The 22,734-nt window shown below is 36.9% G+C and carries 19 protein-coding genes; all 19 read right to left on the bottom strand.

Annotation, left to right across the window (positions count from 1 at the left end):
• Positions 1–38 precede the first annotated feature (38 nt).
• The 19 genes from CZ225_RS07525 to CZ225_RS07435 all read right to left on the bottom strand — a co-directional run bounded on the left by CZ225_RS07525 (position 39) and on the right by CZ225_RS07435 (position 22,723).
• Complete coding sequence (locus CZ225_RS07525; protein WP_077153615.1) at positions 39–434, bottom strand: WbuC family cupin fold metalloprotein; 396 nt, start codon at positions 432–434, stop codon at positions 39–41.
• Positions 435–436: 2 nt separating this feature from the next.
• Positions 437–1,408, bottom strand: coding sequence for an MraY family glycosyltransferase (locus CZ225_RS07520; protein ID WP_077153614.1), 972 nt, complete (start codon positions 1,406–1,408; stop codon positions 437–439).
• Between the two features lie 9 nt (positions 1,409–1,417).
• The gene (locus CZ225_RS07515; RefSeq protein WP_077153613.1) at positions 1,418–2,356 is read right to left on the bottom strand and encodes an NAD-dependent epimerase/dehydratase family protein; all 939 of its coding nucleotides are present in this window, start codon (positions 2,354–2,356) and stop codon (positions 1,418–1,420) included.
• Positions 2,357–2,699: 343 nt separating this feature from the next.
• Complete coding sequence (locus CZ225_RS07510) at positions 2,700–3,821, bottom strand: glycosyltransferase family 4 protein (RefSeq protein WP_077153612.1); 1,122 nt, start codon at positions 3,819–3,821, stop codon at positions 2,700–2,702.
• Between the two features lie 646 nt (positions 3,822–4,467).
• The gene (locus tag CZ225_RS07505; RefSeq protein WP_077153611.1) at positions 4,468–5,643 is read right to left on the bottom strand and encodes a glycosyltransferase; all 1,176 of its coding nucleotides are present in this window, start codon (positions 5,641–5,643) and stop codon (positions 4,468–4,470) included.
• Between the two features lie 5 nt (positions 5,644–5,648).
• Positions 5,649–6,791, bottom strand: coding sequence for a CDP-glycerol glycerophosphotransferase family protein (locus CZ225_RS07500; RefSeq protein ID WP_077153610.1), 1,143 nt, complete (start codon positions 6,789–6,791; stop codon positions 5,649–5,651).
• A 9-nt stretch (positions 6,792–6,800) separates the two neighbouring features.
• Complete coding sequence (locus CZ225_RS07495) at positions 6,801–7,697, bottom strand: glucosamine inositolphosphorylceramide transferase family protein (protein WP_077153609.1); 897 nt, start codon at positions 7,695–7,697, stop codon at positions 6,801–6,803.
• Positions 7,698–7,706: 9 nt separating this feature from the next.
• On the bottom strand, positions 7,707–8,813 hold the full coding sequence (locus CZ225_RS07490; RefSeq protein ID WP_077153608.1) for a polysaccharide pyruvyl transferase family protein: 1,107 nt from the start codon (positions 8,811–8,813) through the stop codon (positions 7,707–7,709).
• Between the two features lie 2 nt (positions 8,814–8,815).
• On the bottom strand, positions 8,816–9,772 hold the full coding sequence (locus CZ225_RS07485) for a nitroreductase family protein (protein WP_077153607.1): 957 nt from the start codon (positions 9,770–9,772) through the stop codon (positions 8,816–8,818).
• Positions 9,769–10,878 (bottom strand): glycosyltransferase family protein, encoded by a 1,110-nt coding sequence (locus CZ225_RS07480; RefSeq protein WP_077153606.1) that lies wholly within the window; start codon positions 10,876–10,878, stop codon positions 9,769–9,771. Before CZ225_RS07480 ends, CZ225_RS07485 begins: the two co-directional genes overlap by 4 nt.
• A 55-nt stretch (positions 10,879–10,933) precedes the next feature.
• Positions 10,934–12,202, bottom strand: coding sequence for an oligosaccharide flippase family protein (locus CZ225_RS07475; protein WP_077153605.1), 1,269 nt, complete (start codon positions 12,200–12,202; stop codon positions 10,934–10,936).
• Between the two features lie 5 nt (positions 12,203–12,207).
• Positions 12,208–13,476 (bottom strand): hypothetical protein, encoded by a 1,269-nt coding sequence (locus tag CZ225_RS07470; protein ID WP_077153604.1) that lies wholly within the window; start codon positions 13,474–13,476, stop codon positions 12,208–12,210.
• A gap of 78 nt (positions 13,477–13,554) precedes the next feature.
• The gene (gene wecB, locus CZ225_RS07465) at positions 13,555–14,706 is read right to left on the bottom strand and encodes a non-hydrolyzing UDP-N-acetylglucosamine 2-epimerase (protein WP_077153603.1); all 1,152 of its coding nucleotides are present in this window, start codon (positions 14,704–14,706) and stop codon (positions 13,555–13,557) included.
• 25 nt (positions 14,707–14,731) lie between these two features.
• Positions 14,732–16,057 carry a Gfo/Idh/MocA family oxidoreductase gene (locus CZ225_RS07460; protein ID WP_077153602.1) on the bottom strand — a complete coding sequence of 442 codons (1,326 nt, stop codon included), beginning with the start codon at positions 16,055–16,057 and terminating at the stop codon, positions 14,732–14,734.
• The gene (locus CZ225_RS07455; RefSeq protein ID WP_077153601.1) at positions 16,057–17,145 is read right to left on the bottom strand and encodes a pyridoxal-phosphate-dependent aminotransferase family protein; all 1,089 of its coding nucleotides are present in this window, start codon (positions 17,143–17,145) and stop codon (positions 16,057–16,059) included. The genes CZ225_RS07460 and CZ225_RS07455 overlap by 1 nt, the downstream gene beginning before the upstream one ends.
• Before the next feature lie 42 nt (positions 17,146–17,187).
• Positions 17,188–18,249 (bottom strand): NAD-dependent epimerase/dehydratase family protein, encoded by a 1,062-nt coding sequence (locus CZ225_RS07450; protein WP_077153600.1) that lies wholly within the window; start codon positions 18,247–18,249, stop codon positions 17,188–17,190.
• Between the two features lie 2 nt (positions 18,250–18,251).
• Complete coding sequence (locus CZ225_RS07445; protein WP_077153599.1) at positions 18,252–19,574, bottom strand: nucleotide sugar dehydrogenase; 1,323 nt, start codon at positions 19,572–19,574, stop codon at positions 18,252–18,254.
• A gap of 23 nt (positions 19,575–19,597) precedes the next feature.
• The gene (locus CZ225_RS07440; RefSeq protein WP_077153598.1) at positions 19,598–21,541 is read right to left on the bottom strand and encodes a polysaccharide biosynthesis protein; all 1,944 of its coding nucleotides are present in this window, start codon (positions 21,539–21,541) and stop codon (positions 19,598–19,600) included.
• A 45-nt stretch (positions 21,542–21,586) separates the two neighbouring features.
• Positions 21,587–22,723 (bottom strand): chain-length determining protein, encoded by a 1,137-nt coding sequence (locus CZ225_RS07435; RefSeq protein WP_129585767.1) that lies wholly within the window; start codon positions 22,721–22,723, stop codon positions 21,587–21,589.
• Positions 22,724–22,734: the final 11 nt, after the last annotated feature.

The raw sequence follows: 22,734 nt of genomic DNA, 5'->3' as shown, positions 1-22,734 counted from the left end.
GATTTATAAGGTAGGATGCCTTATAAATCCCTTTCTATTTACTCATAATTCCACACATCATCCGATGTCAATGGTTTGAATACACCATCCTTTGCTTCGAAGATTACCGACGGCTCACGAACGACAATGGTATGCCAAACACCTTTAGGAACAACACATCCCCGACAATCCGAATTGGCATCAAGATAATAACGCTCGTACTCAACACCTTTATCATTGTAAAGAATCTCTTCAATTTTTCCTTTGAGGATAAAAACACACTCTGTTGTTTTTTGATGCCTGTGAATAGGAACTTGTGTACCAGGTAAAACGGCATTAAGCATACGTTGTGACTGATCTTCAGATGAAGTTCTTAAGTCGTAATTTTGACGTAAACGTACAGAATCTGCGGCTTGAGATAAAAGAGTATCAAATAACTGTTTGTTGATTTTCATAATTATGCCTCCTTACTTTTCAGATATTCTTCGTGCAGGTGATAATATTTTTTCTTAAATAGCACGTATGCTAATGCCAATACTAAAATTACGACCACAAAATATACCCACTTATTTATTGGTGCAAACATAAGCCCAAATGATATTGCAAGTTGAAGTACCATATAGAAGCTTGCAACAAAGATATGCGGCATTTTCAATTCATTTGCCATAAGCTGGTACGCATGCTTTCTATGTGCGTCAAAGATGTTCTCATGGAGTATAATTCTATGGCAAATTGTCAAAACAGAATCAACTCCGTAAACACTAAGAAGTAAAATATACCAAAGATTTCCCGTGGTTATTATCAAATCTCCAAGAATGAATAATATCAAGAATGCAATACTTACCGCACCTACATCACCGGCAAAGCATTTTGCCTTTTTACGGAAATTAAAGAAGCAAAAAATTATAACACTTACAATTGAGGCCCATATAAGGTTCATATCAATGAATGCCGTATGATAATTGATAACTGCAAGCGGTATTAAGACTGCGAGTGAATATCCACCCGTAATACCATTAATTCCATCCATGAAATTATAGGCATTGATAATACCAGTACAAACAATCAAAGCTATAAGTGCAATCCACCAACGTGATTCGGTAAAGATTCCCCACTGATAGAACATGAATAACATCGATGTAAAGTGTACAATAATTCTATATTTATTAGAAACTGAATGTACATCATCAATAAAGCTAATGACTGCAATCATTGACAATCCCAGAAGAAACCAAGGGTATTGAAATCCAAAGAAGACGGCATATAACCAAACTCCAAACAAGAAGATAATTCCTCCCCCTCTAAGAGTTATACTAGTATGTGAACTTCTTTGATTGGGTTTATCAATAATATTGAAATGGTCTGCAATCTTGAAGTAGAAAAGTTCTAGAGCAAAAAGTAGAACTGAGATAATAAGTAATTTCACCATAATCCAGTTTTATTTTACTTGAAAACTACGAATGGTTGTAATTAAACCATCTTCTGCTTTAATTGGCATCTTATCAATACCTAATGCTTTCTTAATCTTTGCATTGGAAACAACATAATTTTCTGTTAGCTTATTAAGTCTATCGGGATTCAGTGGTAAATGTAAAATGCCGCCAACTTTGGCACAAAAAGTCATAAATCCCTTATTAATTTTCCAGATATGAGCTTTCCTACCCATAGCTTTACACACAACTGCTATAAGTTCATTTGTTGATAAAGCATCATCATCGCCCATATGATAAATTCCTGATTCAATCTCTTTGGTTAATAAGCCATTAATAACAAAACATAGATTTCCTACGGATGTAAATGATCTTCTATTCTCAAATGCACCTAAAGGCCATGGAATCCCCTTACTCACTATACTATACAGAAGGTTAAGATTTCCTTTGTTGCCTGGACCATGAATCATGCAAGGGCGAAGAATATATATGGATTTATCTGCTGGTATGGTCTTGGAAAGAATATATTCCTCAGCCTTAATCTTACTCTCTCCATAAGGACCGATCGGACAAGGCTTAATATCCTCAGTAAGGATATCACCGGAAACAAAATCCGCAGCAGCTTTAACACTGCTGAAAAAGATAAACTTCTTTGTTGTTGATGCCAAGAAATAATCAAAGATTACCTGAGTTAAACCTGTATTTATCTTGAAATAAGTATCCGATTGAGATTTATTCTTTAGATCATGGGCTTTACCGGCTAAGTGGATAATTGCATCAACTTCAGGAATTTTCCCTTTAGACAGGTCTTCCCAAGAATATGTTGCAATTACCCCCTCCTTTTGAGGAGCAACTATATCAAGACCATATAATTGGTGTTCCTTTGATAAAGACACAACAAGATTAGAACCCACAAAACCATGAATTCCTGTAATAAGGATGTTCATAAAGCATATTTTATTGTTAGCAGTCAATTTTTGACGTATTCCTTAGAAAAAATGCCTCTAGGCGATTCTCCAATACATTAAGTTAATTGTGAACTTATTTTTAGTATTGGTCATTATTTACAATGATCAATGTTAATAAAGGCTTATAATCCCTACGACTTAAAAAAATCTCACCCAAAAATCGCATAAAATATCCCAATACAAGTAAACATACATTGTATTTTGTAAGTCGAGATGATTGTATGATACACAACTGAGACTCTTACAACCTTCTGACAATCGAAATACAAAGAGTTTTTGTGTTCACCAGATTTGTTTCCACAAATACCAGTTATCAGTATATTCATTTTGTTAATTCATTGTAAATATTCAAGTGACGTTTTATTACTTCGTTGATAGAAAAATCCCTCTCAGCTATCTTTCTGCCATTCTCACCCATCCGCCTGCGTAGTTCGCCATCACTCACCAACACATCCAGTTTTTCTGCTAATGCATTACTATCCTTTATTGGAATCAGGAATCCATTCACTCCATCCTCCACTGCTTCTCGGCAACCAATGTTGTCTGTAGTAATAATAGCTCGACCAATGGCAGTAGCCTCTATCAAACTCTTCGGCAATCCTTCCTTGTAGTAAGAAGGGAAAGCCACAATATGACTTTGTTTCAGTAATTCCAACACATCGGTTCTGTAACCCAACCATTGTATGTACTCACCATCGCATATCCTGTCCATATCTTCCTTTTTTAATGATGTAGGATTGTCATCCAACCCACCGCACAATAGAAACTCTACCTTATCTTCGTACTTCTGGCGTAACTTTTCCGCAGCCTCCGTTAGCACAAACACTCCCTTCTCCACTATCATCCTCGCTGTCATCAGTACTTTTATCTTACTTTCCGTTGGTTCAGATGTAAAACAGAACTGCTCCAAATTCACACCGCTACCTTTTATGTATTTAGCTTGTTCCTTTCTGATAATGGAATGTTTCAAGAACATGTCTTTGTCCTCATCATTCTGAAAAATCACCAGCAAATTTTTCCTGTTATGACTCCATTTTAGCACCTTTAGTAGCACTTTAGCTACCAAACTCTTATTGTCCTCAGAGAAAAAAATACCCAGTCCACTCACAGCGTTTACCACCCCCTTCACCCTTACTAATTTAGCAGCTAATGCCCCCCAAAGTATGGTTTTTAATCCGACATGATGCACCACATCAGGCTTTTCACTATTATAGAGGTCATACAGAAACTTAAACACCTTCAATTCCTCACCTAGTTTTTTGTTGCTGCGTTTCATAGGTAGATTAATAGTCTTTAACCCTAAAGCATCAATATCCTTCAACTTACCCGTATCATTGGTCACAATACTCACGTCATATCCCGCAGCCTGAGCCGCTATTGCTATATCCTTTCTGTGACTCAGGAAGAACCAATCTACATTAACGACTATAAAAAGTTTCTTCATATCATATTATTAAAATAAATTCCTTTATCATGCTGTATCGAAGTTCCCAACCTGTATGTTAACCTATGAAAGTGATTTTATCCTTTTAACTTCTCCCACTTTTCCTCCTCAATCTTATCACCTAGATGTTTTCGTAACTTAAAATCTGCCACTAAATGATAATCTGAATATTATCAAACAGTCAAAACCTTAATACCTAATAGATTAAACTTGTCCTCAGAATACAAAATGGACTCAAGTCTTAATAGGAAACTATGCATATTATATGTAAAACCATATCCCAATCCGCTTCTCCCTAGGTATCCACAAGATTACCGCCATTATATGTTTTTACCGTATAACTTCCACCTATACCATAAAATCACCCACAAATATTAATGGCTTTACATAACAAAATACAATCCCTTATCAAATTTACTTCAACCGCTCTCTAATTTATAACCATTAGTCAGTGTTCTCAAATATCCGCAAACCATAGTCTATAAAAGACCTACTTTCATCTTCCCTTCCAATTATGTTTGATGTCAAATGGCATGTGATCAACTCAATATCATTATTCGGTAAATGAAACCACACAACTGTAAAAAAAGAAACGACAGAATAGCAGTTTTCTACATATATTTCATTTCTATATAAAATTTTACTATTATTTTGATTTACTATTTTTCACTCTTTCAAGGACTTTTTCAAAGAATGCATTTCTACGTATCTCTAAAAACTGAGGATCATAATTCTTTGATTTTGCATAGTTCCGTTTTGCTTCAATCTCCATTTTATTACAGGTCATCGTAAGTATAAGTTTCTTTACATCTGATACCTCATTACCATTGTATGAAAAGAGAAACTCATCGCTCACTAACTCTGGAATTCCTCCTACTGAAGAGCATATACAAGGAGCTGCTTTTGTCATAGCCTCTATAATTGTTCTAGGCAAACCTTCAGAACGACTCGGATGCAGATAAATGTCTATATCCTCAAACCATCGAAGCACATTATCATGACTATACTCCCCCATAAACTCAATCATATCTTCCACATTCAGGCTCTTTGCCAAATTTCTAAGTATGTTTTGATCTCCAGTACCTACTAGTTGGTATTTGTAACCGATATGACCTTCATTTTTCAATTCGGCCAGTGCCTTTATCACAGTGTCTTGACCTTTGACACGAGTGGCGACAGAACCTACCGAACCAAGAACAATCAGTTTTGAAATTGCGTCTATTTTTCTTAAACGTTTAACCAAATTTTCATCATTTAATTCCAAAAACTCAATATCTGAACAGCCTAATATCTTACCCTTACAAGGGTATTGTTGTTGTAAATATTCCTGAGTAACATAAATTGCATAGTTAGCATTCTTAACCATATATTTTGTCATTAATCCGAGAGGAATGGCTGAAAGTCTGACAATTAGCTTTGAATGATTCTTTGTATTCTTATATATATCTTCATTTACAACAGCCATATAAGGAATGCGAAGTTTATTGCAATAAATAGCAGCAAACGAAGCAGCTATACCACTACGTAAATAACAAAAATCAGCATCCTTCACAACATCCTTCACCATCTTGAAAATATAAAATACATTTCCCAATTTTCTAAACTCTGGTACTTGCACATATTTGATACGAAGATTAGTAATATCTTTATATCTTGCAACAACACTTTCATCCTCTGTTTTGTTGATACCTGAATATACCGTTAGAGTATCTTCTTCTGCCATTCCAACAAGAAAACGAGTGAAGAAATGCTCCGACTTTGCATGATAATATTTACCTTTACAAAGATATATTTCTTGGTCTTGTATATAGATAATATTCATTCCACCTATTGTATGTTTTGATAAATCAATTCCAAGGATTTCCTCGTCGCATCACCACACTCGCTAACATACTTATTTTTAAACGGTACAACAAAGTTCTTAACAATAGCATCCAAGTCACTGTCTTTTATCATTTGAGCTAATTCCCTCTGATCAATCTTATAAGGCAGTTCCTTTCTCAAATCCATATACAATCCACGTACTTTGTTATATTTCTCAAAATCATATGGCCACAAGAAAATGGGTTTCTGCATAATACTATAATCAAACAAGATACCTGAATAATCAGAGACGAGTATGTCGGAAGCTATCATTATATCCTCTACAACTTCATAATGGGTTGTATCTATAAAGAAATCGCTTTCAACCTTATTCATTGATACAACAACAGGATGAGCCCTATAGAGAAGCACATAATCGTCGCCTAACACAGACTCCCACACCTTCACATCAAAATCAAATACTTCTTTAAAGTTTGCTTCTTCTCTGAAAGTAGGAGCATAAAGAATAGCCTTTTTACCTTCAGGTATTTTAAACATCTTTCTCAACTCATTTCTTTGTTCGTCTGTATAATGTGCAAAGATATCGTTCTTAGGCATACCAATAACTGCCATATTTCTAATAGGTATAGCAGCCAACCCTGCATACACAAAGCTCTCATATTCTGACTGGGCCAAGCAACAGTCAATGATGTTCTTTTTCGCCAATGTTTTAAAATTATTACCAATTGCGTCCTTTCCATCAAGCTTTGGCAAAATACCGTGTGTAGTTTGGAAGTAATATGTTTTTATGCCTTTAAAGTTCAAAGCTCTCTCAATCATCACATTTGTCACCCAACATCTTGCACGTAGTGCAAGATTAAAATACTTCACGCTATTTATATTTATACGATTTGGAATGTTCGGGTAGTTTTCAGGATGAGTAAAAGCCCAATAAATAGTATAGTCCTTAAACCTCTCATCTTTGAGCATCGCTTCGTATATCACCCTTGTACTGTCTGAATAGCGTCTTCCACCGTAGCATACAAAAAGGATGAGTTTCGGATCTGCGTTCAAGAATAGTTTATACAAATTCACCAGTCCCGACATCGCATAATAATAAACATGATACAAGAACGCACTTTTCTTTATTTTTGTTGTTAAGTCCATTGATAAAAACTATTTATGACGTTTAACCAGTTTTCTTTTTCTATTTAAGATCTTTATTCTTTTGAAAAGGTCAAACTTATACTTTACAAAATCTATTGATTCGTAGTTTCCGACCTTTGAATAAGTATGTATTTTATCAACCCCCTTTCTACCGTTGACTACAACTTTCTCGTTCTCAATAGTGACATTCAATGTTTCTGTAAAAACACCATTTGTGTAATTCACATCATAGAAAGCTGTTTTTTTTCCATACTCACCTTCCCCCAACTGAACAGGGCGTTTCAAATTGCCATCTTCCCCAATAAAAAACTGACCAGCCGAACGACCAATATTTTCTTTGTAGAAAAATGAAGAGTGGTATTCAAGTTCTAGCATTTCATGATTTAGTTTGTAAATTCGTGTTTCATAATGTCCTTGCTTGTCAATATACACAAACACAAAGATTTCCCCATCTAAGAAAAGGAGAGTTGGATCAACATAATTTACACCTTCTATCAAGTTCTTAATCTTAACCCATTTATCAGGGAAAGACTTTGCTTCGTATAACTCCAAACACAAGTTTTCACCTGATTCAGGTAGCATAAAATAGCTACCATTTAATTGAAAAACATTTGGGAAAGACATATGATAATTCGGATTCAATATCAGTTTAAAATCCGACACCCTATTTCCTTTTACTTCAAAATAACCCAACTCGCCTTTCTGTGCTTTTCGATCAAATGCCTCACAAAACAAATATGTATTGTCCCGTGTTTGAAACAAAAGAGGATCAGCAAACCAATACTGTTTTGTATTTGGAATCCTCATAAAAGTCACTTGATATAAATGATCGCCAGAATTTGCACGAAAAGCTATTTCCCAGTCACCAGAGATGAAGAGTTTCTTAAATAACATTGATATATTCATATAATTAATTTAGCTAATCCTATCACAAATTTTCTGAATTTGGGTCAAAGAATAATCTTTTATAGATTCAAGTTTCCTGTTTACATCTGTGTAGTCTATTTCTGGTAAGCTATTGTTTTCATTCAGCATGGAATTAGTAACATACTGTTTTGCCAATCCCAATTCAGATAACAATTCGAACCTTCTTGTGTCGTTTCCGTTGAAATTATTGTTAATAGAATAAAAAGGTTTATTTAACAATATTGAAAAGACCGTACCATGAAAAGAATCTGTTATTACTACACTTGAAGAATATATATAATTTAAAAACTCTTGGGGACCGATGTTGATTATACCATGTGCTTTAATCGAACTTAAGCTAACTCTCAAGTCTAACAGCGCAAGCTTCAGGTTGTGAGTCTTTGCATATCGAATAACTTTCTGTAGATTTTCTTTATACTTTTTTTTATTTAAAAAATAGCACACAACTGTATCTTGCTTTTCTACCTGCACTTTAGAAAATGATTGCCATCTGCTGATATCGATCAAATAAGTTGGATCTACACTTATTTCGGGTTTCTTATTACATACTTCATTAATAATAATAGCTGCACTTCTTTCTCTGGTCGTAAAATAATCAAATTCTAAAATTAGTGTTTTATATGGAACCAAATCAGAACTCTTGGCAGATCCCAAGCTAACAGAATAACCTACCTTTTTTACAAATGGTATACCTTCAAGAAAAAAAATTCTATCAAAGTCCTTTATTGTTGAATTCCAAACTTGATCACTACCTACAAAGATTGCATCTAATCCTAGTTCTTTTATTAAATCAATTAATTCTTGTTTGTTACCCACATGCCGAGTACAATCAAGCCAATGATCTTTAAAAGATTCAAACAATATATTTCTCCTTTTTCTCTTAAAGTGAAATGGGAGAAGGGCCACATTCTTTATCACATTCTGCAAATTTGTATTTTTGCGATATAATGCTGTATTGTCCTGTTGCTCCTTTGTTATATAATCTATGACATAAACAGAATGCCCTAACCCCTTCAAGGCTTCTTGTAAAGCATAGCATTGAAGCACAGCCCCGAAATTAATCGAAAAATGATATGTTAATATGCCAATCTTCATAATCAATATTTAATTGCTACGCCATCGGTGGTACGACGAGTGCCACAAGTAATATTATTAACTTCCAAAGGATAACCTATAGCAATGGCAGTAACTATAATTTCATCTCCTTTAATACCCAGTTTCTTTCTTATTTCTTTTTCTGGTGATTTAAAAGCTACCATTTCGAGTGGAGTTGTTCCTATTCCTAACGAATGGAATGCAAGCAAAAGGTATGAAACATACATTCCTCCATTTATTAATGGCTGTAGATATTCATCACTTGAAAATAGACTAAGAGAACTTGTTATAACCAACAACTGAGGTACTCCTGTTTCAAAACGGTAAGCCGTTTTGAAGTATTTTCCCATTTCTTCAATCGTACTAGATTCATTAGTGTAGTAAACTTTACAAGGTTGCCTATTGCAAGCAGATGGTGTACAATTTGCCATTTCAACTGCTTTTAAAATTATATTTTCATCAACACGATTTTCCTTAAAAAAACGAATCGAACGACGAGAACGTATAAAAGACTCTACATCATTATAATCGAAAATTTTAGCAGAAGTAACTTCATATTTACCTGCTGGAATAGTACTGTATGAAATTTCATATAATTTCTTCAGGCTCAACAATTTATTCATCATCGCCTTCTTCTGAGTCTTTTCCGAATATACCTCCAAAATACTCAAACCTTCTTTTATCTCATACGAATTAGAGTTATATCTATTTTTTAATAGATACTCTATTCTATCAATAAGACTGTTAGCTTTACCAACCCCCCAATCAGGTCTAGAGTAATTATATATCAAACCTTTTTCTAATGAATGAGATAAAAGTAAAACATCTCTAATTACAACCTGCTGATAAGAAACAGATCTAAAATAAGCTGAGAAATATTTAATTGTTAAAGGTAAGACATTCTTAAAAAAAGCCAGCCGTACATGTAGCCAAGATTTAATTATTTCCATTCTATTCATGATAATTGGTTATTTATTATTTCCTGCATTATACTTTTAATGTCTGTTGCTTCAAAAAAATGTCTAGAAGCTTTCGCCATTATTTCGTAATTTTCATCTATGACCTTAACTGCTCTTACAACTTCATCAACTGTTAATTTAGAACAAACAGCAGCACCACACGCACCTACAGTTTGTGTTAAACCCGGTATTGTATTTGCAATCATTGGTATTCCAAAAGCTCCGTATTCATAAATTTTATTCGGTGCGCAAAAGGCTCGGTTAAGTGTCGAATCACCATTGTAAAATACTATGCCAGCAAAAGCACGACTTGTTACTTGAAGATGATGAGGAGCAGTTATATAAGAAGAATAAATTGCTTTAGTTGTTATCTCTTTTATCTTTGAATATATATTTTCAGGATCTGGACCCATCAAAAGCAAAACATAATCATTATCAAGTTTTTCAACTGCATGAGCGAAATTACTTAATATACCATATTCTTTAATGATTCCCTGATAAAGGATTATCTTTTTGTTACCAATTCTATTAAGTAATGCAATTGCGTTCTGATCAGTCAAATCAAATATCTTCTGAGGAGTATCATAAGGCTTATTGGGCATCACATAAGGCAGGGTCTTCAAATCCCACCAAAATTTCATTATATAAGCTCTTGTTTCCTCGCAAGACAAGTTAAATTTTGCATTCAGAGCCAATGGCTTTAGCAATTTCATTCTAAACGGATTGTCATCAAGCAGTTCTAGAAATGTTATTGCATATTTATTTTTTTTCAAGAAAGAAGAACCTTTCATACTCAACAATGTTTCAGCATTGCCAAACCACAAGATTGAGCTATCAAGATTCTTCTTTTTTAATTCTTGACTCAAACTCCTTCTAAAACAATAATAGTTGTTTAATTTATCCCAATTCCCCTTGAAAACTCCTCTTTTGTCACAAAGTTCTTTGTATGGAATACCTTCTTTGTCTAGAATTTTGGTTACTGTTTCGGAACATGAACCAAAAAGAACCTCAACATCGATACCTAGTTCTTTGAGTAACCTTATCTGAGTAACACAAGGAGGGTAAAAATGTAGTTTTGACTTTACTATATAAATAACTTTGTTCATATTATAGTATGTTTATAAGTTTATCTCCTTAATTCGTAGATGGTTTAATAATTATTTACTTTCTGATTTTCATATATAGAATAATTGAAAGTACCACTTCTCCCAATAATAATGCTATAATAGAACCATATGGACCTCCCAAAGGTATAAGCATATAATAGCATACAATAGTTATTATTGTCGCAATAGTAAACAATGATCTGTAAATTGAACTTCTATTACTTGCAACGAGAATCTGGATTCCCAAAAAGTTATTTAGAAAGCCGAAAAATAACCAGATAGAACCGAATATTGCTATAGGATAATAATTCCAATATATTGGAGTATATATAAATTCAAAAATTGGTTTAGAAAGTATAGTAATTAGCAAGCATGATGCTCCAATAATACTCAAAACAGGTTTCATAAACTTGAATACATATGCTTTACCATTTTCAAATGAGTCTTTGAACTTGACACAAGAGAAAGGATATAAAGCTTGTGTAATTGCAGAGAATACTAAACTGATAGCTTGTACAATTTTAAAACCAGCAGAAAAGTATGCTACAGCTTCCTCTCCTTTTAACTTACCTAATATTACCGTACACAAATTGGTTGCCAAACCGCTACACAAACTTGCAAAAAACATGTGCCATCCTTCTACATACGCCTCTTTCAATTTATTGATTTTAAATTTAATGTAGCAAAAATTATAGATCTTACCTGTTGATATAAATAAGCCGGCAATTCCTATACCAATTGATATGAATGAATAAAGAGCAGCATATATTATGACATCATCTGCCTTCCTAATCAAAGTTATTATTAAAACACTATATATAAGCTTTGTAATAGATGTAATAATTGTTATTACTTTCATCTGCTTCAAACCTTGAAACAGCCAATTCATATTTAAGGCTGTTCCTATAAGTTCAGCAGATATGATGGCTGCAATAACTAAATTTGAGCTACCCGCTATTATAAAATATAGTAGAGAAAGTAATATTACGACTACAGCATTTATGAGTTTACAAGATAAAACAATAGAGAAAATCTCATTCCGAGCATTATGCTCATTCGTTATGGATATATCTCTTGTTCCAATATACTCAAAACCATAATTAACCACTTTTTGAAAAATAGCATACAATGATATATATATATTAACTATGCCATAATTTGCAGCTCCTAAATTGTTAAGTAGTAAAGGTATTGTAAATAACGGCAATATGAAATTTACTGCATTTAATATTGTTAGAGCAAGTGCATTGCTAGCTAAATCTCGATTATCTTTTCCATGAAGTTTAGCCTCTACAAACTTTAAAGTCTCTTTCAGTTGTATCATTATTATTAGGTAAACACCTGCGGTTTCTTATTTATTTTTTTCCCAAAAAGGCATATAAAAATAAAGTAATAGAACAAAAATAAAAGAACATCCATGCTCTGAGTAAACAATTGTATAAGAATCAAAAGAACTATAAGACGTTTATTTGTGCTTCGGAGCCTATCTCCCAGCTTTACTATGCCGAGTATTAACCCAATTGCTAAGACTATTCCCCAAAAGCTGAAATTCGCCACCATCATCTCAAATACAGATGGAGTCATACCAGAAGAAATTGTTTCTGGTGTTTCTGAGTAGATTGCAGCTGTCAAATATCTGTAATGAGGCCAAGGTTTTGCAACCCAAAGAAAGCGAGGCACAATCATTAATAACATTGAAACAAAACTTTGCCCTCTGAAGTCCAAAATAGGTTTTCCTTCAAGTTCTCTCATAAGAACAAATTTTGTTACATCTTCTCTTCCTAAGTCAACTCTTAATTGAGTATAGATATAACCTGTAAAATCACCCATGATTTTAACTTGAGTTATATAGTAAATCATGAACCCCATGAAGAGAGATAATATTACAAGTAGTACAGGTGTAATATTCGTCTTTCTCTTATTTCTCCAATTGGAATTTATGAAAGAATAAAAATACGATAAAAGTACCACTGCAACAATAAATCTTTTTCCACTAATTATGGCAAGAATCAACATATATAGAGTTAACCACAATCCTGTAAATTTATTGTTTTTCTTACTGAATATCCATATGCAAAACACATATAGACTAATAAACATGAATTGATTTATATATAATGAAACTTCAGAATCGATATCTCTTCCCTGTAAACTAGTATAAACATAGTTATCAAAACTACCTCCGAATAATAAGAAAATAAGCAAAGGAGATAAAATTAAGACATATCTAAATATCTTGTATTTTTGGGAATATGTATATTCTGATTCTGAAGAGGATACTGAATTTTTTTTATAATACTTATAGAAAGAAATCATTGCAGCAAGCATATAAATGTCATATAACATTGAAACATTATCGCTTGCAGCAGCAACACCAAAATCACTCAAATAGTAATGATACTCGGGAATACCAAGCATTAAATCAAAAGCTATTGGTAAGCAATTGAATATATAACATATAAATATAACATATGCAGCAAGTGAAACATTATTGAATGAAACGATACTACGATATGTTCTTATGGTGATAATTGTAGAAATAATTACTAGCAGTATATCTAGTGCGATTCTCATCATTAATAAATCTAATCCGAACATTTAGCCACCTTTCATAAAGAGTTATTAAAATGACTGAATATTTCTATTCAAGAGTCCGATTTGATTTCTGTAGTATGCTTATTTCAATGTATTTACAATTCTGGTGCAAGCCAAACCATCACCATAAGGATTGATGGCTTTGCTCATCTTCTCATAAACAGTATCATCATCAAGAAGAATTGAAACTTCGTTTACAATCTTACTGTAGTCGGTACCTACAAGATGAACTGTTCCGCTCGCAAGTGCTTCTGGACGTTCTGTTGTGTCTCGCATTACAAGTACTGGCTTGCCTAGACCTGGTGCTTCTTCTTGAATACCACCTGAATCTGTGAGAACAATGTTTGCTTTCTCCATCAAATAAACGAATGAAAGATATTCGAGAGGTTCAATGAAGAACAGATTATCAAGATTATTTAAATCCTCACCAAACACTTCATGAATTGGCTTACGTACATTTGGATTCAAATGCATAGGATAAACAAAGTCAACATATGAATACTTCTGTGTCAATTTTTTAATTGCATTACACATATTAATGAATCCATCACCGAAATTTTCTCTTCTGTGTCCAGTGATGAGAACGAGTTTCTTACCTTTTACAAGTCGTGTAGTATTGTATCCTGCCTTATTAAGAGTTTCTGCAAGCTCAGTACTAAGAGCTGCATCATTCTTTATTTTGTCAACAACCCAATAGAGTGCATCGATAACAGTATTACCTGTAATGATGATCTTTGATTCATCTACATTCTCTTTCAGCAAGTTTTCTCGCGAAAGTGAAGTTGGTGTAAAATTATATGTCGCGACACGACTAGTTATCTGACGATTCATCTCCTCTGGCCAAGGAGAATAAATGTTATGAGTACGTAAACCAGCTTCCACATGACCAACAGGTATCTGCTGGTAGAACGCTGCGAGTGCAGCTGCAGTTGAGGTGGTTGTATCTCCATGAACCAAAACAATATCTGGCTGAGCTTCTTTCAATACATCGCGCATACCTGTCAATACTCGTGCAGTAATGTCATACAAGTCTTGACCTTGCTTCATGATGTTGAGATCGTAGTCAGGCTTGATATTGAATATATTAAGGACTTGATCAAGCATTTCTCTATGCTGACCAGTCACACAAATGATAGTTTCAAAACTCTTTCTATCTTTCTGAAACTCCTTAACAAGCGGAGCCATTTTTATTGCTTCGGGACGTGTGCCGAAAACGAGCATAACTTTCTTCATTAGTTGACTGTATTATTTATTCTTATTATATTTTGTACAAATCCACACCATTCTGGAAGTCTTCCATGATGCGAGAGATAGCAAGGGACTTTTCTATCGATATTTTGTTAATACGCTTGTTTTGGATGGACTTGACAAACGCAACGATTTCGTAGCGGATACCTTCACCGTCAAGTTGGTAGAAATAGCGTTTGTTATTGGTAAAGTCTTCGTAACGAATCTCGAAGTATTCAGTCTTCCACCAAGGTGAAGGTACGTAGATGTAGCCTTTTGTGCCTGAGATGACCAATTCACCTTCACTTTTTACTCCATTACCGACCTTAATACTGGCGATAGCATTGGAATAGATGAAAGATACTTTGGTGAACTCGTCGAAATCGTCTTTCCTATCAGAAAATCGAGAGATAAACTGCTTAGATAGGTAGTCTATCCCAAGCAAGTCGAAGACTGGCAGTAGAGCAGTCGGTCCCCATGCCGAAAGACTGTTCCAAGCGTGTTCACCCATGTTACTCATATCACTCAAACTAGTGCAAACTGCATCAACCGAAACAATATCACCTATCTTACCTGTTTTAGCAAGGAGGATCATACGCTCGTAGGCGGTAGCATAGGCCGTCTTTATACCTGCATGAAGTACCACGTTGTGCTGTTCAGCAAACGAAAAAAGTTTTTTGGCATGTTCTAGGGACAAGGCCACAGGCGACTCATAAATGACATGGATATTACGCTCCAAAGCATAGCGTATCTGTTCATAGTGTTCAGATGGTCTTGAAATAATATACAAAGCATCAACTTCTTCTACAAGACTTTCAAACGAATCAAAGAGTGGCACTCCGACAGCTATCCCATCAAAAAAACTTGGTGTATGAGTGACGATACCCGTCACCTTGATACCATTAACATAGCTACATTCCTTGATAAACTTGCGAATGATTGTAGAGTCTCCCACAATGCCAAGACGGATAGCACATTCTTTAGCGCGTAGTTCAGTGCTAGAAACTCCCTGCGTTCGATCAAGATAAACTACCTTACAGTACTCGTTTAGGTAATCGAAGCAACCTACCCAGTCGGAACCGACAGTAAATATGTCAATATCGTACTTCTTGATATCATCAATTTTCTGACCTTCGTACTCCTCGATTATGATTTCATCAGCGAGTCCAGTAGCTTTCACAGCTTCCACTCGTTCCATGAACGACTGTTGTACGTTGATTTTTCCGCGCATCTTATCGAAGTCGTCAGCAGTAACTCCCACTATGAGGTAGTTACCCAGTGCTTTGGCACGCTCCAATAGTCGAATATGACCAAAATGCAACAAGTCGTATGTCCCATATGTTATAACTTTTATCATTAGAGCAATCCGCGATTTTGAAGATCTTTGAATGCATTAATGAGTGTAGTGTTGTTATCCTTGGTCAGGTAGCCAATGTGACCTACGCGGAAGATTTTCGCTGCCATATCACCACCGTTCGGACAAATCCAAATCTTGTATTCATCCTTCAAAATCTTAAAGATTTCGTAAGCGTTAGCATTGAGTGGATGGAGCGAAGTGACACCGTTGGCTGGCGACTCACTGACTATTTCGAAGGGCATGTCTTTTATACGATCACGAAAGTCTTTGGCGAGGTCGGCACAACGCTGCACTTCTATATCAACCCCACCTGCTGCTTCAATTTGCTTCAAGCGGGTATTTATCTGGATGAGAGTCTGGACTGCTGGAGTGAACGGAGTTTGACCACGTTCGCCATTTTTAAGAGCAAGTTTGAGATCAAGATACATACACATAGGCTTGTGGCTGTAAACACGCTTTACAGCTTCTGCTGTTAGAACAATAAGCGAAATGCCTGGAGGACACGCTAATGCTTTCTGCGAACTGGTAATCATGACGGCCACTCCAAGTTTTGCCATATTAAATTCATCACAAAAGAACGAGCTGATAGCATCAACCACGAGAAAGATGTTGTTGCGACGACAGAAGTCTGCAATCATATCAATGTCATAGAGAACCCCTGTCGAGGTTTCGTGAAGATTAACGAGGAGACCTGTATAGCCTTGATTATCAAATGGAACAAGATGTTCGACAGTTAGAACTTTACCATATTCCAAATTGATGGTTGTGTGAGGAATTTCGTATATCTCGACCAGTTCCTCAAAACGATGACCAAAGCTTCCACCGTTGATAACTATAAGCTTGTCCTCTTTCGTGAAGCAGTTGGCAACAGTTGCCTCCATCGAACCAGTACCAGATGTGGTCATAAAAACAACACGACTTCTCTCTGGTGCTTTGGCGAACTTGCACATCAGTCTTTCATTCTCTAACATTAGTTCAGAAAACTCCAATGTGCGAAAATAAGGTACTTGCAGCGTGCCAATAGCACGCACCTCATCACAAGCCTGAACTGGACCAACGGTGAAGTTCAAAAGAGTAGTTTCTATCATCCTTAAATAGATTAAAAAAGTTTTTATTCCTTACTAGATTTTCTAGTTTTCTAGTTTCATTAACCCATAGAAATCCTGATACCACTCTGCGAACTTTCTTAAACCTTTCCTAAGTGAAGTATTTGGCTTAAAGCCAAAATCTTGCTCTAATGGAGTGGTGTCAGCGAATGTTACAGGTACATCACCAGGTTGCATAGGTACAAATTCTTTGTGTGCGTCGAAATCATAGTCAGCAGGTAGAACTTTGGCACGAATTAATTCTTCCTGTAGTATCTGCACAAAGCCGAGAAGATTCTCGGGGCGGTTGTTACCGATATTGTAAATCTTGTATGGCGGGATTGGTAAACCGTCCTCACCGTTCTTGCGTTCTGGAGATTTTGCTATCACACGGAGAACCCCTTCCACGATATCATCAATGTAAGTAAAATCACGCTTGCAGTTACCATAATTGAAGATTTTGATCGTCTCGCCCTTCAACAGTTTGTTCGTGAAACCGAAATATGCCATGTCTGGACGACCAGCAGGACCGTAAACGGTGAAAAAGCGCAAGCCTGTGCTTGGGATATTGTAAAGCTTTGAGTAGGCATGTGCCATCAACTCGTTACTCTTCTTTGTCATAGCGTAAAGGCTGACAGGGTTATCCACCTTATCGTCGGTACTGTAAGGCACCTTCTTATTGCTACCATAAACAGAACTCGAAGAAGCGTAAACCAAATGCCTCACCCCCTTTGCAGCATTGTCATAACTGTGACGGCAAGCTTCGAGGATATTATAAAAGCCTATGAGATTACTCTCAATATAAACATCAGGATTACTGATACTATAACGCACACCAGCCTGAGCCGCAAAATTGACTACAATTTCTGGCTTATATTCATCAAACACCTTATCAATAAGCGACTTGTCAGCAATGTTCCCTTTGACAAAAACAAATCGACTTCCATATTTTGTCAGCTGGTCAAGACGCCACTGTTTGATGTTAACATCATAGTAGTCATTCATATTATCAATACCTATAATTATATTTTCGGACTGCTCAGCTAATATACGTAAACAAAGGTTACTACCGATAAAACCAGCAGCTCCTGTTACTAATATATTCATATTTAGTCTCTTTTAAAGATATCACGTGTATACACCTTCTCTCGTACATCATCAAGACACGAATCATAGCGATTTGCTACGATAGCCTGACTCCGTGATTTAAAATCTTTCAAGTCATTAACCACCCTCGATCCAAAGAAAGTACTGCCATCCTCGAGGGTGGGCTCATAAATAATGACTGATGCGCCTTTGGCTTTAATGCGCTTCATGACACCTTGAATTGACGATTGGCGGAAATTGTCACTATTTGATTTCATTGTCAAACGATAAACGCCAACAACAACGTCCCTCTCTTTTGTTACATCGTAGGCACCTTCGGCATAACTGTAAGCCCCAGCAATCTGCAACACACGATCGGCAATAAAATCCTTACGGGTTCGGTTACTCTCAACAATGGCGGTCATCATGTTCTGTGGCACATCGGCATAGTTTGCCAGAAGCTGCTTTGTATCCTTGGGCAAGCAATAACCGCCATAACCGAATGAAGGATTATTGTAGTGACTGCCAATTCGTGGGTCAAGACCTACTCCCTCAATAATAGCCTGTGAATCAAGTCCCTTCATCTCAGCATATGTATCTAACTCATTGAAGTATGATACACGAAGAGCGAGATAAGTATTTGCAAAAAGCTTTACTGCTTCAGCTTCTTTCAACCCCATGAAGAGGGTGGCAATATTCTGTTTGACCGCTCCTTTCTGAAGAAGTACTGCGAATGTGCGTGCGTATTCTTCAGCCTCAGGGTTACCAATGGCATTGATTGCGGCATTCTCTTCCGTAAACTCCGATCCATCAATAATCTTAGGATAGCCTACAATGATGCGACTTGGATAGAGGTTGTCATACAGTGCTTGACTCTCACGCAAAAATTCCGGGGAGAAAAGAAGGTTAAACTTCTTGCCTTGGAGTTCCGGTTGGTTAAGAAATTGAGGTGCATATTTCACATAAAGTGAACGCGTATATCCTACCGGAATCGTAGACTTAATCACCATCACCGCATCAGGATTTACACTGAGTACAAGGTCAATCACGTCTTCAATGTGATGTGTATCAAAGAAATTCTTCTGCGGGTCGTAGTTGGTAGGTGCCGCAATGACGATAAAATCAGCGTTACGATAAGCGGCCTTACCATCAAGAGTAGCACGCAGATCCAAATCTTTCTCCGCAAGGTACTTCTCGATATATTCATCCTGAATAGGTGACTTTTTTTGGTTGATAAGATCCACCTTCTCAGGAATGACATCTACGGCAACAACCTCATTGTGTTGAGCCAAAAGTGTGGCTATTGACAACCCCACATAACCGGTGCCTGCTACTGCTATTTTCATAATATTTTCCTTTTTGGGTGGATTTATTTTTCAGACGAAAAGCCCTCATTATCCAAGACCTCAAATCTTGAATTCTTGGAGATAAACTCGGGGACAATCTTCTTCATCAGAGCAACTGTGTCCATGATCTCGACATTACGAGCAAGATCTTCAAATTCAGCGTAAGAATCCAACACGTCATCATACTCATAACGACGGACCTTAGCGATCTTGATCTTCTTGTTAGAGGTAGGAAGAGTATTCTCCTCAGTACTCAAAAGCTCCTCATAAAGTTTCTCCCCGGGACGAAGACCGGTAAACTCTATCTTGATGTCCTCATCCGGACGGTAGCCTGCCAGCTCAATCATACGGGTAGCCAGATCCACAATCCTGACGGGCTCACCCATCTCAAAAACAAAGATCTCATTCCCCTCTCCCATCATACCCGCCTCCATTACCAGACGGCAAGCCTCAGGAATGGTCATAAAGTAACGGATGATATCAGGATGGGTTACCGTCACAGGACCACCATTCTCAATCTGCTCTTTAAAACGGGGGATAACAGAACCGTTACTGCCCAATACATTACCGAAACGGGTGGTGATGAATTTTGTCTTACCTTTGACCTTACCTTCTTTGATGGCAGTTCCCAGACTCTGAACATAGATCTCAGCCAGACGCTTAGAGGCTCCCATCACATTCGTGGGATTGACAGCTTTATCAGTAGAGATCATGATCATCTTCTCCGCTTCATATTCAACCGCCATATCGGCTACCTGGCGGGAACCTATCACATTGACATAGACTGCTTCGCAAGGGTTTTCCTCCATCAAAGGGACATGTTTATAAGCGGCAGCATGGAATACGATCTGGGGATGATAAAGTTCAAAGACCATACGGAGACGTTGGATAACACGAACATCACCAATAACCGGTACGAAGTCTATCCCGGGATATTTCTTCTCGAACTCCAAACGGACGTTATGAAGGGGACTCTCGGCGGAATCAAATAATATTAGTTTACGCACACCGATCTGGGCAAGTTGACGGCAAAGCTCACTGCCGATACTACCGGCAGCTCCAGTAACAAGAATGGTCTTATTACAATATTCCGCTGCGATCTCACCCATGTTGATCTTGATCTCTTCACGTCCCAAAAGGTCCTCAATACGGATGGGGCGGACAAACTGGTGGAAAAGACCATTGACATCCGCCTCGCTGATCGAGGGAGCGATCAGAGTCTTCACGCCAATGCTCTTACAATATTCAAGAAGGCGGTTCTCTTCTTCTTTGATGGAATCGTAGCGGGCAAAAAGAACGCCTTGTATACGGTGTTTCTGAATTAACGTCTCAAAATCGGACTTGTCTGAGAATGAATAAACCCGGGAATCGGCAAGAATCCTGCGGCTATGATCGGGACTGTAAATACAAAAACCGGAGATCTTGTAATGAGAGCTGTTGCGAAGACGGGTCTTCAAGGCAACGCTCTTGTCATCCGTACCGTAGATCAACACACGCATGTCGGTCTTACGGACCATACCGATCAGAGACTCGTAGGTTACGATGACTATGACTCTAAAACCGATCAAAGAGATCAGGGTGAACATGCCGTCGGAGATGACGAATACAAGGTTCTGACTGCCGAATAAACGGTCTCCATGTAATATAAAAAACACATACACGGCAAGACAGCAGGTCTTGAACAGGACGCTGCAGGTGATACGCCAAAGGTCCTTGATCTCCGAATAACGGATCGTGTTGCGATAGGTGTTGAAAAGCAAGCCGCCAATTATGCTTGACAATAAGGATACGGCAATGACCTGTAACAACTGGGAAACATTCCAGCTGATGCCCACAATGTAATAAATGCCAATAAAGGCAAACAGGGTACACAAGCCGGAAATCAGCGTATCCACCCCGAGGATAAGCCAGCAATTAAAAAAATTACGGCTGGTGTATTGCAAAAATCTTTCCAATGATTTCTTCATGATCGTATTCTATATTCCCCTTTTTTAAAACTTTTATACGACGTGTTATACAAATTCACGCTTCAGTTTGTCCCAGAACTCTTCCCCAAAGAGTTTCCAAACAATGACCGTAGCTACAGATAGAAAAACAAAAATGATTACATACATCTTTCTGCTTGTACCAGAAGGCTGTTGAGGGACGACCGCAGGTTCTACCACTGCAAATACGGGTTTCTCTTCCTGAACTTTCGCCCGGGCTACTTGTAATTGGTTGGCAACCTGGCTGTAAACCTGATAGGCCAAATTCATATCGTTCTGCAAACGCTCCTGCTCAGCACGAACACTCTGAAGGATCAAATTGTCATGGGTATCAACATAATCGGCATACTTCTTCTGGGCTGCGTAATATTCCTCCTGACGTTCCTTAAATAGTTTTTCTAAATAATCACAATCCTCCTTCGCCTTAAAAGTACGGTAGCCTATGATGTATTCCTGTAATTTATGAACTACGGAATCAGCTACGACGGCAGCAACTTTAGGATCCTGCAAAGTGACGGAAACATTGGTTATAGCAGTCTTCTTATCCATGACAGCCGTTATGTTCTTCTTCAAAGAAGTGATTTTCTTATCCTCCTCTTCAGTTAGTTCAATAGTCCCATATTTTTTATTTCTTTGACTAGAGGATTCATCTTCACTAGAAAATAATGATCGTACTCCACTAATTGCCACACCCGGAAACTCCATAATATAACTCCACCAGGGAGAAGATTGGCTATCCAAATAAGATCCCAAATCAATCTTTTCACTTTCCTCACTATCAACAGGTACATTCATGGACAAAAGCTCCAACAGAAAAGGAGTAGAAGAGACAATATCAGGTGAGAGAGAAGCGTTTAAGGCATCAGAACCATCTCCACTCATACTCATCCCTGCTCCTAGGAAGGAAGCAGCCATCGAAGCAAGACCACCGTTACTTTTGGAATTACCCATTTCCGGAGATAAGGTTACCCCAACCGTATATTTCTTCGGAACGCTCAAGGCTACAATGATGCCAATAATTAAACCTATACCAACAGCTTTGTATAAAGTTTTACGGATAGCGATGATTTTTCTTAGAATCTCCATCAGGTCAATTTCCATCTCATCGGTCTTTGGTTCGTTGGATACGGACGGAAAGTCTTTTGCTAGTTTCTGTTCTGTCATGATAGATATCT

Origin of the sequence: Bacteroides bouchesdurhonensis (assembly GCF_900155865.1) — a bacterium.
GTDB lineage: Bacteria > Bacteroidota > Bacteroidia > Bacteroidales > Bacteroidaceae > Bacteroides > Bacteroides bouchesdurhonensis.
The sequence above is the reverse complement of the archived record's forward strand: the minus strand, read 5'-3'. Positions and strand labels throughout refer to the sequence as shown.